Source organism: Oerskovia sp. NPDC057915 (genome assembly GCF_042887685.1).
Taxonomy (GTDB): domain Bacteria; phylum Actinomycetota; class Actinomycetes; order Actinomycetales; family Cellulomonadaceae; genus Oerskovia.
In genome coordinates this window covers 38,969-53,906 of sequence record NZ_JBHVOS010000026.1, presented here as the reverse complement: position 1 = coordinate 53,906, position 14,938 = coordinate 38,969, and the positions used below count along the sequence as shown (strand labels likewise).

General features: G+C 73.1%; 11 protein-coding genes. 8 read left to right on the top strand and 3 right to left on the bottom strand.

Going from position 1 to position 14,938, the window contains the following annotated elements:
• Positions 1-30: 30 nt before the first annotated feature.
• Genes ACFVQ3_RS16320 through ACFVQ3_RS16310 form a run of 3 tightly spaced genes read right to left on the bottom strand, consistent with a single transcriptional unit; the run spans position 31 to position 4,978 of the window.
• Positions 31-2,898, bottom strand: coding sequence for an FAD-binding and (Fe-S)-binding domain-containing protein (locus tag ACFVQ3_RS16320; RefSeq protein WP_387641174.1), 2,868 nt, complete (start codon positions 2,896-2,898; stop codon positions 31-33).
• A complete protein-coding gene (locus ACFVQ3_RS16315) occupies positions 2,895-3,782 on the bottom strand; it encodes a MurR/RpiR family transcriptional regulator (RefSeq protein WP_387641171.1) in 888 nt (295 codons plus the stop codon). The genes ACFVQ3_RS16320 and ACFVQ3_RS16315 overlap by 4 nt, the downstream gene beginning before the upstream one ends.
• Entirely contained in the window at positions 3,779-4,978 is a 1,200-nt protein-coding gene (locus tag ACFVQ3_RS16310) for a BadF/BadG/BcrA/BcrD ATPase family protein (RefSeq protein WP_387641168.1), read from the bottom strand. The genes ACFVQ3_RS16315 and ACFVQ3_RS16310 overlap by 4 nt, the downstream gene beginning before the upstream one ends.
• Before the next feature lie 308 nt (positions 4,979-5,286).
• Here ACFVQ3_RS16310 and ACFVQ3_RS16305 point away from each other — a divergent pair, with 308 nt between their 5' ends.
• The 8 genes from ACFVQ3_RS16305 to ACFVQ3_RS16270 all read left to right on the top strand — a co-directional run bounded on the left by ACFVQ3_RS16305 (position 5,287) and on the right by ACFVQ3_RS16270 (position 14,838).
• On the top strand, positions 5,287-6,336 hold the full coding sequence (locus ACFVQ3_RS16305; RefSeq protein WP_387641165.1) for a biotin/lipoate A/B protein ligase family protein: 1,050 nt from the start codon (positions 5,287-5,289) through the stop codon (positions 6,334-6,336).
• A gap of 357 nt (positions 6,337-6,693) precedes the next feature.
• On the top strand, positions 6,694-8,001 hold the full coding sequence (locus ACFVQ3_RS16300; protein WP_387641162.1) for a sugar ABC transporter substrate-binding protein: 1,308 nt from the start codon (positions 6,694-6,696) through the stop codon (positions 7,999-8,001).
• A gap of 7 nt (positions 8,002-8,008) precedes the next feature.
• Entirely contained in the window at positions 8,009-9,025 is a 1,017-nt protein-coding gene (locus tag ACFVQ3_RS16295; protein WP_387641160.1) for a carbohydrate ABC transporter permease, read from the top strand.
• 104 nt (positions 9,026-9,129) lie between these two features.
• A complete protein-coding gene (locus ACFVQ3_RS16290) occupies positions 9,130-9,966 on the top strand; it encodes a carbohydrate ABC transporter permease (protein WP_387641209.1) in 837 nt (278 codons plus the stop codon).
• A complete protein-coding gene (locus tag ACFVQ3_RS16285) occupies positions 9,963-11,513 on the top strand; it encodes a glycoside hydrolase family 3 N-terminal domain-containing protein (protein ID WP_387641157.1) in 1,551 nt (516 codons plus the stop codon). The genes ACFVQ3_RS16290 and ACFVQ3_RS16285 overlap by 4 nt, the downstream gene beginning before the upstream one ends.
• Positions 11,510-12,832, top strand: coding sequence for an anhydro-N-acetylmuramic acid kinase (locus ACFVQ3_RS16280; RefSeq protein ID WP_387641155.1), 1,323 nt, complete (start codon positions 11,510-11,512; stop codon positions 12,830-12,832). The genes ACFVQ3_RS16285 and ACFVQ3_RS16280 overlap by 4 nt, the downstream gene beginning before the upstream one ends.
• A complete protein-coding gene (locus tag ACFVQ3_RS16275; protein WP_387641152.1) occupies positions 12,829-13,800 on the top strand; it encodes an N-acetylmuramic acid 6-phosphate etherase in 972 nt (323 codons plus the stop codon). Before ACFVQ3_RS16280 ends, ACFVQ3_RS16275 begins: the two co-directional genes overlap by 4 nt.
• 261 nt (positions 13,801-14,061) lie before the next feature.
• Positions 14,062-14,838 carry a hypothetical protein gene (locus ACFVQ3_RS16270; protein WP_387641149.1) on the top strand — a complete coding sequence of 259 codons (777 nt, stop codon included), beginning with the start codon at positions 14,062-14,064 and terminating at the stop codon, positions 14,836-14,838.
• Positions 14,839-14,938 lie beyond the last annotated feature (100 nt).

Genomic DNA, 14,938 nt, shown 5'->3' with positions numbered 1-14,938 from the left:
TCCTCCTGACCGGTCGGGGGCGGGGACCTGTCAGGGCCGGGTAGCCGCCTCGAGCAGCTCGACGACGTGCACGTAGTCCTGCCCCGTCGCCCGGCTCAGCCCCATCTCGCACGTCCGGTTGCTCGACGCGTACGCGTCAGCGGGACCGTGATCGCGTGCGTGGGCCGTGAGCTCGGTGGCCTCGGCGCGCGTCGCCGCCGCGGTGAGCTCGGGGTGGAGCATGCCGCGGTCGCCGGCGAACCCGCAGCATCCGGCGTCGAGCGGGAGCACGACGTCGTCGGCCACCGCCCGCGCGACCGCCTCGAGGTCGCCGACGACCCCCAGGTGGATCGACGAGCACGTCGGGTGCAGGACGAGCGAGCCCAGCGTCGAACCGACGGCCCGGGGTGAGCGGCCGCTCGCCTCGAGCGCGGGCAGGACGTCGCTGCGCACGAACGTCACGGCGTCCAGGACACGTAGCCGTTCGAACCGCTCGTGCGCCTCACCGGTCAGGTGCGAGCCGATCCCCTCGAGCCCGTGCGTGCAGCTCGACGCGTCGGAGACGACCGGCAGGCGGCCGCCGTCGGTCGCGGCCCAGAGCGCGTCGAAGGTCCGCTCGGCCATCGCGGCGGCGCCGTCGGTCAGGCCCTTGGAGACCCAGGGCGTGCCGCAGCACAGTCCTGCGATCCCCTCGGGGATCGCGACCGTGATCCCCGCGCGCTCGCACAGCGCGAGGAACGCGGGGCCGACGCCGCCCGGGCTGGGAGAGGCTTCGGCGGGGGAGAAGAGCGAGCCCATGCACGACTGGAAGAAGACGACCGACGCGTCCGCGCCTGCCCCGACCGACGCCACGCGGCGTGGTCCCGGTCCGGGCAGGTCGGACCCGACGAGCGGCACCACGTCCGCACCAAGCACGGCCCGCCCGACCTTCGAGGCGGCGGTCACGAGCGGGGTGGGCAGGTGGTCGACGACGCCGAGCGCCCCGCGCAGGCCGGTGACCGTGCCGCCCCAGTGGTCGGCCGCCGCGCGCCCGGCGCGCTGGACGACTGCGCCGTGCCGCTGCGCGCGGCGGACCTTCATGACCTTGCCCGTGTCGATCCCGACCGGGCACGCGGTCACGCACAGCGAGTCCACGGCGCACGTGTCCACGGCCGAGTACTCGTAGGCGCGCTCGAGCTCCGCGAGCTCTGCCGGGGGAGCCGTGACCATCTCGCGCAGCAGCGCGATGCGCTGGCGCGGGGTCGTCGTGACGGTCCGCGACGGGCACGCGGGCTCGCAGTAGCCGCACTCGACGCACCGGTCCACGACCTCGGCCAGGTCTCCCGCTGCCGGCTTCCCGACGGGAGGCACGAGCTTGAGGTGCGCCAGGTGCGCCTCGTCGTCGTCCGTGAGGAGGACACCCGGGTTGAGCAGGCCGGTCGGGTCGCACAGCGCCTTGACCTCGCGCATCACGGCGTAGAGGTCGTCCCCGAACTGCCGACGGACGAACGGCGCCATGATGCGACCCGTGCCGTGCTCGGCCTTGAGCGAGCCGCCGCGGTCCAGCACCAGGGACACCATGTCCTCGGTGAAGGCCGCGAACCGGTCGAGCTCGCCGTCGTCGGACAGGCGCGGGGTGATCATGAAGTGCAGGTTGCCGTCCTTGGCGTGCCCGAACGTCACGGCGTCGTCGTAGCCGTGCTGCACGAAGAGCCCGCCCAGGTCGCCGACCGTCGCGGTGAGGTCGGGGACCGGGACGACGAGGTCCTCCAGCAGGGCCGTGCTGCCCGGCGCCCGGGCACCGGCCACCGCGGTGTACAGGCCCTTGCGCACGCGCCACAGACGCCCACGTGCCGCGGGGTCGCGCGTGAGGTCGGCGGGCGTCGCGAGATCGAGGTCGCCGATGACGCGACGCGCGGCCTCCTCGAACGGTTCGAGGCCGTCGGCGGTCGTGGCCTGGTACTCGACGAGCAGGGCAGTCTGGGTCGTCGCGGTCGCGAAGGCCCGCATCGAGGCGTCGGCGAGCGGGTCGGCGGCCGCGACGCGCAGCGACGCCGCGTCGAGCAGCTCGATCGCGCGCGCGCCCGAGGCGGTGATCGTCGCCAGGGCGTCGGTCGCGTGCTCGAGCGCGTCGAAGACCAGGAGGGTGGTCGACGCCGCGGGCAGCAAGGGCACGGTCCGGAACGTCACGTCCGCCACGAACGCGAGCGTCCCCTCGGACCCGACGACCAGGTGCTCCAGGATCTTGACGGGGGAGTCGTGGTCCACGAACGCGTTGACGCCGTAGCCCATGGTGTTCTTCATGGAGTACTGGTGCGCGATCGTGGCGCGCATCGACGCGCTCGCACGCACCCGGTCGCGCAGCGCGGCCAGACCACGGTGCAGCGCAGGCTCGAGGGCGCGCAGCCGCTCGTCCGCGTCCGGGGCGCCCGTGTCGAGCACGGTCCCGCTGGGCAGGACGAGGGTCATCGACTCGATCGTGCGGTACGCGGTGTCGACCGTCCCGCAGGCCATGCCCGAGGAGTTGTTCGCGACGACCCCGCCGATCGTGCAGGCGATCTCGCTCGCCGGGTCGGGACCGAGCCGCCGCCCGTGACGCAGGAGCCGCCCGTTGACCGAGCGCAGCGTCACGCCCGGCTGGCAGCGCACGCGGGCGCCGTCGTCGAGCACCTCGACGCGTGTGAAGCGCGTCCGCGTGTCCACGAGCAGGCCTGCGCCCGACGCCTGACCCGACAGGCTCGTCCCGCCCGAGCGGAACGTGACCGACAGCCCGCGGCGACGAGCCTCGGCGAAGGCCGCGACGACGTCGGGCACGTCCTGGGCGCGGGCCACCGCCTCGGGACGCAGCAGGTAGTGCGACGCGTCGTGCGCCTGGGCGACCCGCGTCAGGAGGTCGGTCCGGATCTCGAGGGCCCGCGTCGTCGCGGCGGAGACGCTCATGCCCGGGCCTTGCGCTCCCCGTCGAGCCGGTGGGGCTGGACCGCGTCGTAGGTCGCCTTGAGGTTGGCGCTGGTCTGCTCGTACAGGCGCTGGGCCACGCGGACGAACAGGAAGTCGACGACCGCGAGCTGCGCGATGCGGCTCGACAGCGCGCCCGAGCGGAACTGCGTCTCGCGCGCCGTGGTGCCCAGGACGATGGCGGCCTCCTGCCCCAGGGGCGACTCGGGGAAGTTCGTGATCGCGACGGTCGTCGCCCCGCGCGCCTGCGCGATGCCGAGCGCGTGGTTGGTCTCGACCGTCTGCCCGCTGTGCGAGATCCCGATCGCGACCGCACCCGGGCGCAGCAGCGCCGCGGACTGGAGCTGGAGGTGCGGGTCGGGCGCGGCGAAGCACACGAGCCCGATCCGCTGGAGCTTCTGCGCGAGGTCCTGCCCGGTGAGCTGGCTCGACCCGACGCCGAACACGTCGACCCGGGGCGCGGCCGCGACCGCCGCAGCGACCTGCTCGAGCGCGCCGAGGTCGAGCATGCGCGCGGTCTCCTCGATCGTGCGCGCCTCGTGGAACGCGATCTTCGCGACGACGTCCTCGGCCGTGTCGGTCTCGTTGATCTCGCCGTGCGCGACGTTCGATCGCTCGAGCTCCATCTCGCGCCGCGACGTGGCCTGGGCGAGGTCGATCCGGAACTCGGGGTAGCCGGCGTAGCCGATCGCGCGGCAGAACCGCACGACCGTGGCCTGCGAGGCGCCCGCTCGCGCCGCGAGCTCGTTGATCGTGGAGCCGACGACGGCGACCGGGTCCGCGAGCACGGCCTCCGCGATCCGGGCCTCGGCCGGGCGGAGGGTCGGCAGGGCCTGCCGGATGCGGACGAGTCCATCACCTGTCATGTCGGATCTCCTGTGATCGGTGCCGGGTGGCTGTCGGGGTGGCTGGCGGTTCGCTTGCCGGAGTCGGGTGCGGGCGCCGGTTCCGGGCCATAGCCTCCCAGGCTCAGCCACGGTTCGTGCGCGACGAGCGCTGCGGTGCCGTCGACGCTCCCTGCACCCTCGGCGCCGTCGGCGCTCCCCGCGCCCTCGGCGAGCAGCCGGGCCAGGTGCAGCGCACCGTCGAGCGGGGTGCCTGCGGAGGGGACGAGCTCGGCGTCGGGGCGCAGCGCGGCGAAGCGGCGCGCGAGGGCGCCCGTCAGGGACGGGCCTGCGGCCAGGACGCCACCCGTGGCTGCGGCGAGCGGTGGCAGCCCGGGGACGAGGGCCGCTGCGAGCGACTCGGCCAGGTGTCGTCCGGCCTCGGTGAGGATCTGCACGGCTGCGGGGTCGCCCGCGGCGGCGGCTGCCGCGACGTCGGGCGTGAACGACCCGAGGACCTGGGCGCGGTCGGGCCGTGTGTAGAGCTGTGCGGGCCAGGTCGGCGCGGGGCCGAACCGCGCCGTGGCGGCCGCGAGCAACGGGCGCGAGCCGCCCGTCGACCGGCGGTCGTGCGCGGCGAGCGCCGCCCGCAGCCCGTGGGCGCCGATCCACGACGCCGAACCGAGGTCGCCGAGGAGGTGCCCCCAGCCGTCGACGCGCTGCCAGGTCCCGGCGAGGTCGGTGCCCAGGGCGATCGTGCCCGTGCCGACCGCGACGACGGCCCCGGCCCGGCCGCCGAGCGCGCCGAGGTGGGCGGTCACGGCGTCGGCGGCGACCGCGGTGCGCTCGGCCCCGAGGCTCGCGCGGAGCGCGTCGTGGATCACGGCCGGGTCCGGGACGAGGGTCGCGACACCCGTCGCGCCGACCGCGGCGGCAGCGACCACGGGAGGCTCGCCGTGGGTCTCGGTCCAGGCGGCGACGAACGCCGCACCGAGGTCGTGCACGACCTCGGCGACGTTGCTGCCCTCAGGGCCGATCGCGACCGGGCGGCCGGTGAGGCTCGTACGGTGCGCCGTGGTGGCGGCGCCGGTCGCGGTGTCGTGCCTTGCCGCGACGAGGCGGCTGCCGCTCCCGCCGACGTCGATCGCGACGATCCAGCGGGAGGGGCCCGTGGGCGTCGCCGGGACGTCTGCACGGGCCTCCGGGCGGGCGGGGTCGGGGTCCTGCGTGCTGGTCACGCCTCATTGTGGCATGAAGTTTCACAGCGGCGCCACATTGCGGAGAAAAGTGCCAGGAGGTTCACCCGACCTCGCGCCTGGGTCTCGCGCGGCACCGTCGACCGGGCTCTCCGCAGGGCCCTCGACCGCGCTCTGCACCGGGCTCCCGGCCGGATCCTCGACGACGTCCTCGGCCGGCTCCTCGGGCGCGGGGCGCGACCCCGCTGCTTGGAGGCTACTCCTGCGTGTGGTCCAGGTCACCAGGTGCCCGTCGGCCCGGACGACCCAGGGGCGACGACCCTCGTCCTGCGGCACGTACCGTGGAGACCATGAGAGGCGAGTACAAGGTTCCCGGTGGCAAGCTCGTGGCGGTCGACGTCGAGACCGACGAGGGGAGGCTGTCCCGCGTCGCGCTGAGCGGAGACTTCTTCCTCGAGCCCGACGACGCGCTCGACGACATCAACGCCGCCCTGACGGGGCTGCCCGAGACGTCGACGGTCGCCGACCTGACGCATGCGATCGAGGCCGTCCTCACGGACGACATCACCATGGTCGGGTTCTCGCCCGAGGCCGTCGCGATCGCCGTGCGCCGCGCGCTCGGTCACGCGACCGGCTGGGACGACCACGTCTTCGAGATCATCCACGAGGGGCCCGAGCAGCCCGCGATGCACCTCGCGCTCGACCAGGTCCTCACCGAGGAGCTCGACGCAGGTCGGCGCGGTCCCACCCTGCGCATCTGGGAGTGGGGCGCGCCCGCCGTCATCATCGGGTCGTTCCAGTCGCTCAAGAACGAGGTCGACCCCGAGGGGGCCGCGAAGCACGGCATCACCGTGGTCCGTCGGATCTCGGGCGGCGGGGCCATGTTCGTCGAGCCCGGCAACACCATCACCTACTCGTTGACCGTGCCGGCCTCGCTCCTCGAGGGCCTGAGCTTCGAGCGCTCGTACGCCTTCCTCGACGACTGGGTGCTGGGGGCGCTCGCCGACGTCGGCGTGAACGCCACGTACAAGCCGCTCAACGACATCGCGTCCCCGGCGGGCAAGATCGCGGGCGCCGCGCAGAAGCGTCTGCGCGGGGGAGCGGTGCTGCACCACGTGACCATGGCGTACGACATCGACGCGGACAAGATGCTCGAGGTCCTGCGGATCGGTCGCGAGAAGATGAGCGACAAGGGCACCAAGAGCGCCAACAAGCGGGTCGACCCCGTGCGCTCGCAGACGGGCATGGCGCGCGAGGAGGTCATCGAGGCCTTCAAGGCGCACTTCCGGTCGCGGTACCGCACGGTCGACGGCGCGGTGACCGCTGACGAGCGTGCGCAGGCCGAGGAGCTCGTGCGCACGAAGTTCGGGACCGAGGAGTGGACCGCGCGCGTGCCGTGACGTGGCAGCCGTCGGGTCGTCGCCGGGCGCCGGCCTGCCGCGCCCGGCGGCCAAGCTCGGTGGCCTTGTCCGGCGGTCTCGCTCGGCGACCTGGCCCGTGGCCTCGCCCGGTGGCTCCACTGCCGGCCCCGCCTGCGGCGGCACGTGCCGCCGGGCCGAGGTCACCAACAGGTCACAACTTCGCGAGCGGCTTCCCTCTGCCTCTCTTTGGCGGTAATCTTCACGAACACCCAACCTGATGTAAGTTTGTTTCAGAGTCGAAGGGCGCCGACGATCCGGCGCCCCCACGAACGATCAGGTCCGCAGGGACGAACGGCTGGCCGCGACGCGGCAGCCGACCAGAAAGGAAGTCACGGCATGCAGCGACGCAGCACGGTGGCCGTCACGGGCACCCTCCTCCTGGCGCTCGGCCTCACCGCGTGTGGCGGCGGGGACAACAGCGGCGGCGAGGCCACGGGGGACGCAGCCTCCGCCGACCACACCGGCGAGACCCTCACCGTCTGGATCATGGAGGGCACCAACCCCGACGGGGACGCCTTCTTCGACGAGGTCACCACCGCGTTCAAGGAAGAGACCGGCGCAGACCTCCAGATCGAGTTCCAGCCGTGGGCCAGCGCCCACGACAAGTTCACGACCTCCATCGCGGGCAACACCACGCCGGACGTCGCCGAGCTCGGCACCACCTGGACGGGAGAGTTCGCCGACGTCGGCGCGCTGTCCGACCTGACCGACCGGATCAAGGACGCGGGCCTCGAGGAGGACCTCGTCCCCGGGCTCGTCGAGTCCGCGACGCTCGACGGCGCGCAGTACGGCATGCCCTGGTACGCCGGGGTGCGTTCGGTCGTCTACCGCAAGGACCTCTTCGAGGCGGCCGGCATCGCCGTCCCGACGACGTGGGCCGAGCTCCAGGCCGCGGCCGAGACGCTCAAGGCCGCCAACCCTGGCCTCATCCCCTTCCCGATCGCCGGTGACTCCCAGTACGGCGCCATGCCCTTCATCTGGGGTGCGGGCGGCGACCTGGCCGTCAAGGACGGCGACACCTGGACGTCCGAGATCAACTCCGCGGACTCCGTCAAGGGCCTCGAGTTCTACACGGGCCTCGCGACCGACGCGGGTCTGTCGACCGCCGCGGCGACGACCTGGAAGGAGACCGACCTCCTGTCGAACTTCGAGCAGGGCAACGTCGGCATGATGATCTCCGGCAGCTGGACCCCGGGCAAGATCCTCACGGACGTCCCGGACATGGCCGACAAGATCGGCGCGTTCCCCATCCCGGGCGAGACCGAGGGGCTGTCGGACTCGTTCCTGGGCGGGTCGCACCTGGGTGTCTTCGCGGCCAGCGAGAAGCAGGACCTCGCGTGGGAGTTCGTCGAGATGATGACGACCGGCAAGTTCGCGCAGGAGTGGGGCAACCAGTCCGGCTACTTCCCCGGCCAGACCTCGCTCCTGGAGAAGGTCATCGAGGAGAACGACCCGCTCGTCGCACCGTTCGCCCAGCAGATGGTCGAGGCCGGCGCCTCCGTCCCGGTGACGCCGCTCTACGGCCAGATCCAGGGCAAGAAGACGGTCGAGACGATGCTGCAGTCGATCCTCTCGGGCAGCGCCACGGTCAAGGAGGCCGCTGACACCGCGGCCGCCGACATGAACGAGACCTTCGGGTCCTGACGAACCCATGGCAGATCTGCACCAGGTTCCCGGCGCGTCGGCCGACCAGCTGACGCGCCGGGCACCGGCCCCGGCCCCTTCCTCCAGCCCGCGCCGCGGCGTCGGCCGACGTGGCATGCACGGCGTGCTCGGCCACAAGTCGCCGCTGCGCCCCTGGCTGCTCCTGGCCCCCGCGCTCGGCGTCCTCGGCGTCCTGCTCCTGTGGCCTCTGGCCCGCGTCGTGATGATCTCGCTGCAGGACTACGGCCTGCGGCAGATCGCCTCGGGCGAGTCGAACTACGTCGGCTTCGACAACTACGCCGCGATCTTCGGCGACTCGTTCCTGTGGACCGTCGTCCTGCCCAACACGATCGGCTTCGCGGTCGCGTGCGTGGTCCTGACGGTGGTCCTGGGCACGGCCGTCGCGCTGTTCCTCAACAACCTCGGGACGCTCTGGCGCACGGTCTGCTCGACGGCGATCATGGTCGCCTGGGCCGTCCCGGCCATCACCGGCACGTACGTGTGGATCTGGATCTTCGACCCGCTCAACGGTCTGGTCTCCTCGGTGCTCGACTCGGTCGGTCTCATCGACCCGGCGACCACGAACTGGTTCACCGAGCGTCTGAGCTTCTACGCGATCGCGACCCTCAACGTCGTCCACCACGGGTTCCCCTTCGTGGCGATCACGGTCCTCGCGGGACTGCTGACGATCCCCAAGGAGCTGCACGAGGCCGCGATGATGGACGGGGCCACGCCCTGGCGCCGGTTCTGGACCATCACCGCGCCGATCCTGCGCCCTGTCTTCGCGGTCGTGACGATCCTGTCGACCATCTGGGACTTCAAGGTCTTCACGCAGATCTACCTGATGCCCGGCGGCAACGGCGGCAACAAGGAGGTCTTCAACCTCGGCGTGTGGTCGTACATCCAGTCCTTCGCGCAGGGCAAGTACGGGATGGGATCGGCGATCGCCGTGCTGCTCACCCTGATCCTGCTCGGTATCACCGTCGTGTACATGCGCACCCTGTTCAAGGAGGAGGAGCTGTGAGCGCCCTGACCGGTACCCCGTCCAGCACCCCGTCCGCGGCCGGTGGCTCCGGGGGCGGAGCGACCGACGACCGTGCCTCGCTCGCCCCGCGCCCCCCGCAGCTCCTGCGGGTCAAGGCGCGCAAGCGTCCCCTGCCCACCGCGGGCAAGGTCGTCGGCATCGTCGCGCTGCTCGCCTTCGCGCTGTTCCCCGCGTACTGGATGTTCTCCTCGGCGATCGACCCCGAGGCCGCGACGCGTGGCGCGCGGATCCTGCCTGCCGGGGTCACGTGGGACAACTTCGTGACCGTGATCGACGACGGCGGGTTCGGCCACTACCTGCGCAACTCGATCGTCGTCGCGATCGGCGCGGTCGTGTTCTCGTCGGTGCTCGCGCTGCTCGCAGCGGTCGCCGTGAGCCGCTTCACGTTCCGCTTCCGCAAGTCGATCCTCGTGCTCGTCCTCATGGTGCAGATGGTGCCGCTCGAGGCCCTCGTCATCCCGCTGTTCCTCCAGATGCGCACGCTGGGCATGCTGAACTCGCTCCTCGGGCTGACGATCGTCTACATCGCCTTCTCGCTGTCGTTCGCGATCTGGATGCTGCGCGGCTTCGTCGCGGCCGTCCCGGTCGAGCTCGAGGAGGCCGCGTACCTCGACGGCGCCTCGTGGGGTCGCATGTTCTGGAAGATCCTGCTGCCGCTCGTCGCCCCCGGCGTGGTCGCCACGAGCGTCTTCTCCTTCATCACCGCGTGGAACGAGTTCATCTTCGCCCTGACGTTCCTGCAGCAGTCGGCCAAGTACACCGTGCCGATCGGTCTGCAGAAGTTCTTCGGCGAGAACACGACCGACTGGGGCGCCGTCATGGCTGCCTCGACCCTCATCACGCTGCCCGTGATCGTCTTCTTCGTCCTCGTGCAGCGCAACCTGTCCTCCGGCCTGACCGCTGGGTCGGTGAAGGGATGACCACCGTGCACCACGACGCGCTGCGCGCCGTCAACGGCGTCCTGCTCCCCGGTTTCACGGGGACCGACGCCCCGGGCTGGCTCCTCGCGGCCTGCGAGGAGGGGCTCGCGGGAGTCGTCTACTTCGCGTACAACACGCCCGACGTCGCCACGACCGCCAGGCTCTCGGCCCACCTCCACGAGGTCTCGCCCGACCTGCTGATCACGATCGACGAGGAGGGCGGGGACGTCAGCCGCCTCGAGGCCGTCACGGGGTCGAGCATCCCGGGGGCCGCGGCCCTCGGGGCGGTCGACGACGAGGACCTCACCGAGCGGGTCGCGCTCGCCCTCGGACGGCTCCTCGCCGCGACCGGGGTGGACCTCGACCTCGCCCCGGTGCTCGACGTGAACTCCCGGACCGAGAACCCCGTCGTGGGCGTCCGTGCGTTCGGCGCGACGCCCGGGCTGGTCTCCCGGCACGGCGCCGCGTTCGTCCAGGGCCTGCACCGTGCGGGCGTCGGGGCGTGCGGCAAGCACTTCCCGGGGCACGGCGCGACCGACGTGGACTCCCACCTGTCGCTGCCCGTGGTCGACGACCCGCTCGCCACGATCCGTGAGCGCGACCTGCCGCCGTTCGTGCGGGCCTTCGAGCCCGACGTCGACATCGACTCGATCATGACGGCGCACCTGCTGGTTCCCGCGATCGGTCCTCGACCTGTCTCGCTCGAGCCCGCCGCGGCCGTCCTGGCGCGCGAGCTCGGCTTCGAGGGCCCCATCATCACCGACGCCCTCGACATGGGTGCCGTCACGGGCGGTGACGGGATCGGCGAGGTCGCCGTCCAGGCCATCGAGGGCGGCGCCGACCTGCTGTGCCTCGGCACGACCGTCGGCCGCGACGACGAGGCGCTGTTCCGCCAGGCGCAGGCCGCGCTCCTCGCCGCGGTCGAGGACGGCCGCGTCACGATCGAGCGGCTCCGCGCGTCCGCGGCCCGCACCGCACGCACGGTGCGCCGGGTGCGCGAGCGCCAGGCGTCCGCCGGCACGACCTGTGGCCCCGCGGAGGCGACGGCCGCGCTCGAGGCGCTCGCCGCCGTCGGGCAGGAGGCCGCCGAGCGTGCCGTGCGTGTCCACGGACCCGCCACGCACCTCGACCCGGCAGGCCCCGCGCCCGACGTCGTCGACCTGCGTCAGCGGTTCGACCACGCCGCCGGGCGCACCGCCCAGCACGTCCAGACCGCGCTCGTCGCGGCCTTCCCGGACACGACCCTCCACTCCTTCTCCGACCCGGCCGGGTGGGAGGGCGTGCTCGCCACGATCTCGGCCACCACCGAGCGACCGCTCGTCGTCGTGACGCGCGAGCCCGTCCCGGGCAGCCGCGAGGCAGGCATGCTCGACGCCCTGCGCGCCGCGCGGCCGGGCCTCGTCGCGATCCACACCGGCTTCCCCGACGCCGTCCCCGCCTGGTTCGGGGACCGGACCACCGTCGTCGTCGCCTGCGGCACCGGACGCGCGAACGCGCGCGCCGCCGTCGGGCAGCTGACCGCGCTCACCTCGGAGGTGACCCGATGATCGTCCTCGGCCTGTCCTCCGGCACGTCGGTCGACGCGATCGACGCGGCCGCCGCCGACTTCCACCTCGGGCCCGACGGGGTCCTGCGCATGCGGCCCCTCGGGCACACCGAGTACGAGTGGCCCGCCGCGCTGCGCGAACGCATCCTCAAGGCGCTGCCGCCCGCCGCGGTCGACATGGGCGAGGTCACGCAGCTCGACACGCTCATCGGGCAGGAGTTCGGCAAGGCCGGACGCCAGGCCATCGACGACGTCGCAGGCGGTGACGTCGACCTCGTCGCGTCGCACGGGCAGACGCTCTACCACTGGGTCGTCGGCGCCCGCGCGCACGGCAGCCTCCAGCTCGGCAACGCCGCCTGGATCGCGGAGCGCACCAAGCGGCCCGTCATCAGCGACTTCCGCGTCGCCGACATCGCCGCGGGCGGCCAGGGAGCGCCGCTCGTGAGCGTGCTCGACGCGCTGTGGCTCGGCCGCGACCCGCAGTCGCCCGACGGCGCGCCGGCCGGGCTGAGCGCTGCGCTCAACATCGGCGGGATCGCGAACGTCACGCTCGTCGGCGAGGTGGAGGCGCCCGTGACCGGGTGGGACACCGGACCCGGCAACTGCCTCATCGACCTCACCGCCCGCCGGCTCACGGGCGAGCCGTTCGACCGCGACGGAGCCCTGGGCGCCGCCGGGACCGTGGACCAGGCCGCGCTGCGCGCCCTGCTCGACGACCCGTACTTCGCGGCCAAGGCCCCCAAGTCGACCGGCCGCGAGCTGTTCGACGCGACCTACGTGCCGCGCAAGCTCGCGTCCGTGCGCCCCGACCTCACGGGGCCCGACCTCGTCGCGACCCTCACCGAGCTCACCGCGGTCACCATCGCGGAGGGTCTCCTCACGGTCGCCCAGAGCACGTCCGCCGACCGGCGCCCCGGGGCCGACCCCGACGCAGACCCCGACGTCGACCGTCAGCGCGAGGTGCGCCGCGTCGTCGTCTCGGGCGGCGGCGCGCACAACCCGACGCTGCTCGCCCGTCTCCGCGCCTACCTGCCCGAGGGCTGCGAGCTCCTCACGGCCGACCAGCTCGGCATGCCGATCGACGCCAAGGAGGCGTACCTGTTCGCGCTCCTCGGCTTCCTGTCGGCGCACGGGGTCGCAGGCACCGCCAAGGGCGTCCAGCGCCGCCGCTCGACCGGCGCCCGCCGCGCCGCGGTCCTCGGCTCGCTCACGCCCCCCACCCCGCTCGTCTGGCCCGCGTTCACCGGGCCCATCCGCCGGCTCGTGCTGGCCAACACCCCGTTCGGGCTCGCCCCGATGCCGAAGGGAACGCACCGATGACCGACACCCGACCCGCCGCCCATGTGGACCGCGCGGCCGGACACGCTTCCGCCGAGGACTGGCAGGAGGTGCTCCGGCTCGCGTCGCCGACCGAGGAGCGCAACCCGCGCACCACGGACATCGACCTGCTGCCCACGGCCGAGGTCGTGCGCCGCATCACCGACGAGGACGCGGGCGTCGCCGACGCCGTCCGGGCCGAGGCCGACCACATCACCGCGGCCGTCGACCTGGCCGTGGCCGCGCTGCGCGGCGGCGGCAAGGTGCACTACTTCGGCTCCGGCACCTCGGGACGCCTCGGCGTCCTCGACGCGGTCGAGCTGCTGCCCACCTACGGGGTGGGCGACGAGTGGTTCGAGGCGCACCTCGCAGGCGGCGCCGGCGCCATGATGCTCGCCGTCGAAGGAGCCGAGGACGACGTCGAGCTCGGACGGCGCGACGCCGACGGCGTGCGCGCAGGCGACCTGGTCGTGGGCCTCGCGGCCAGCGGACGTACCCCCTACGTCGGCGGTGCGTTCGACGTCGCCGCCGAGCGGGGCGCCGCGACCGTGCTCGTGAGCGCCAACCCGCAGGCGCGCCTCGCCTCGCGCGTCGACGTCGCGATCCTCCTCGACACGGGCCCCGAGGTCGTCACGGGCTCGACCCGCATGAAGGCCGCGACCGCGCAGAAGCTCGTCCTCAACACCTTCTCGACCGCGACCATGATCCGGCTCGGGAAGACCTACTCGAACCTCATGATCGACGTTCGCCCGACCAACCAGAAGCTGCGGGCACGCATCGTGCGCATGCTCGTGCAGGCCACGGGACTCGGCACCGACGAGTGCGAGCAGGTCCTCGCACGGGCGGGCGGCGAGATCCACGTCGCGCTCGTCATGCTGCTCGCGAGCGTCGGCCCCGACGAGGCCCGCGAGGCCCTGCGCGGGGCCGGGGCGCCCGGCGTGCGCCGCGCGCTCGAGCTGCTGGGGGGCTAGGCGCCCGGTCGCACGACGACCCTGGTCAGAGGGGGGACCCGGGAAGCGGACGGCCGGAAGGTCGGATCGCGGCATTGGGCGCTGAATCGTTATCGGGCCGCCATGCGGTACGCGTGTCCTACGGTCGAGAATGGGGACATCTCACCGCGCCACGCGGTGACGTCCGGACATTCTGGGGGAGTCATGGAAGCACACCGTCGTCCATCGGTCGGAGCAGGGCCCGCCACGACCTTCGGCCGGGCCACGCAGAGGGCGGGCCTCGTGCTGGTCCTCGGCGCGACCCTCGCAGCGTGCGCGACCGAGGCGCCCGCCGACAGCGAAGGTCCCGTCGAGACGGCCGGGACGATCACCGTGCCCTCGGCAGGGGACGACGTCGCGCAGGTGACCGCCGAGCTGGGAGCGTCCGTCGTGGCGCCTGCGCCACCTCACATCGACCCGTCCGCGATCCGGTCCCTGCTCCTGCCGGAAGCCGGGATCCTCAGCGGCATCCCCGCGATCCAGGGGAACGTCATGACGATCCTTCGGGACGAGCCCCGGGTGCCCCCGGCGAACACCCGGTCCCCGGCAGACTGCGACATCGCGGCGATCCTCGCGGGACTCGGCACCGGGGGCTACGCCCTGCAGGACACCATGAGCCCCGGTGGGCGGATCCAGCAGGAAGCCCACCTCTTCACCGACGCGGCCGCGGCCGAGTCCGCGTACGCGGTCGTCCATGACCGGGCGTCGTCGTGCCCCTCCGTGACGATCGACTACGTCAGCGCCGGGGACCCGATCAGCGTCGAGGTCTCGGGCACCGCGGACACCACCGTGACCTTCCCCTCGTTCGCCCAGGACGCGCGTCTCTCCGCCGACGCCTACTGGGTGACCGAGGGGTACAACGGCTACGTGCTGGTCGGCAACGCGATCGTGCACTGGTCGGCCGACGCACCCAACTATCACGCCGAGCAGATGCCGCGCGTCGACCGTGCCGTGCTGGGGACGCGCAGCGCCGTCGAAGCCGTCGTCCTGGCGCACCTGCAGCAGGTCACGACGTCGTAGCCGAAGGGCGCCCCGCACGGGCGTGGGACCGGTCCCTGACAGGGGCCGGTCCCGTGCCCGGGCCGTGCCCGGGCCGTGCCCGGGCCGTGCCCGGGCCGTG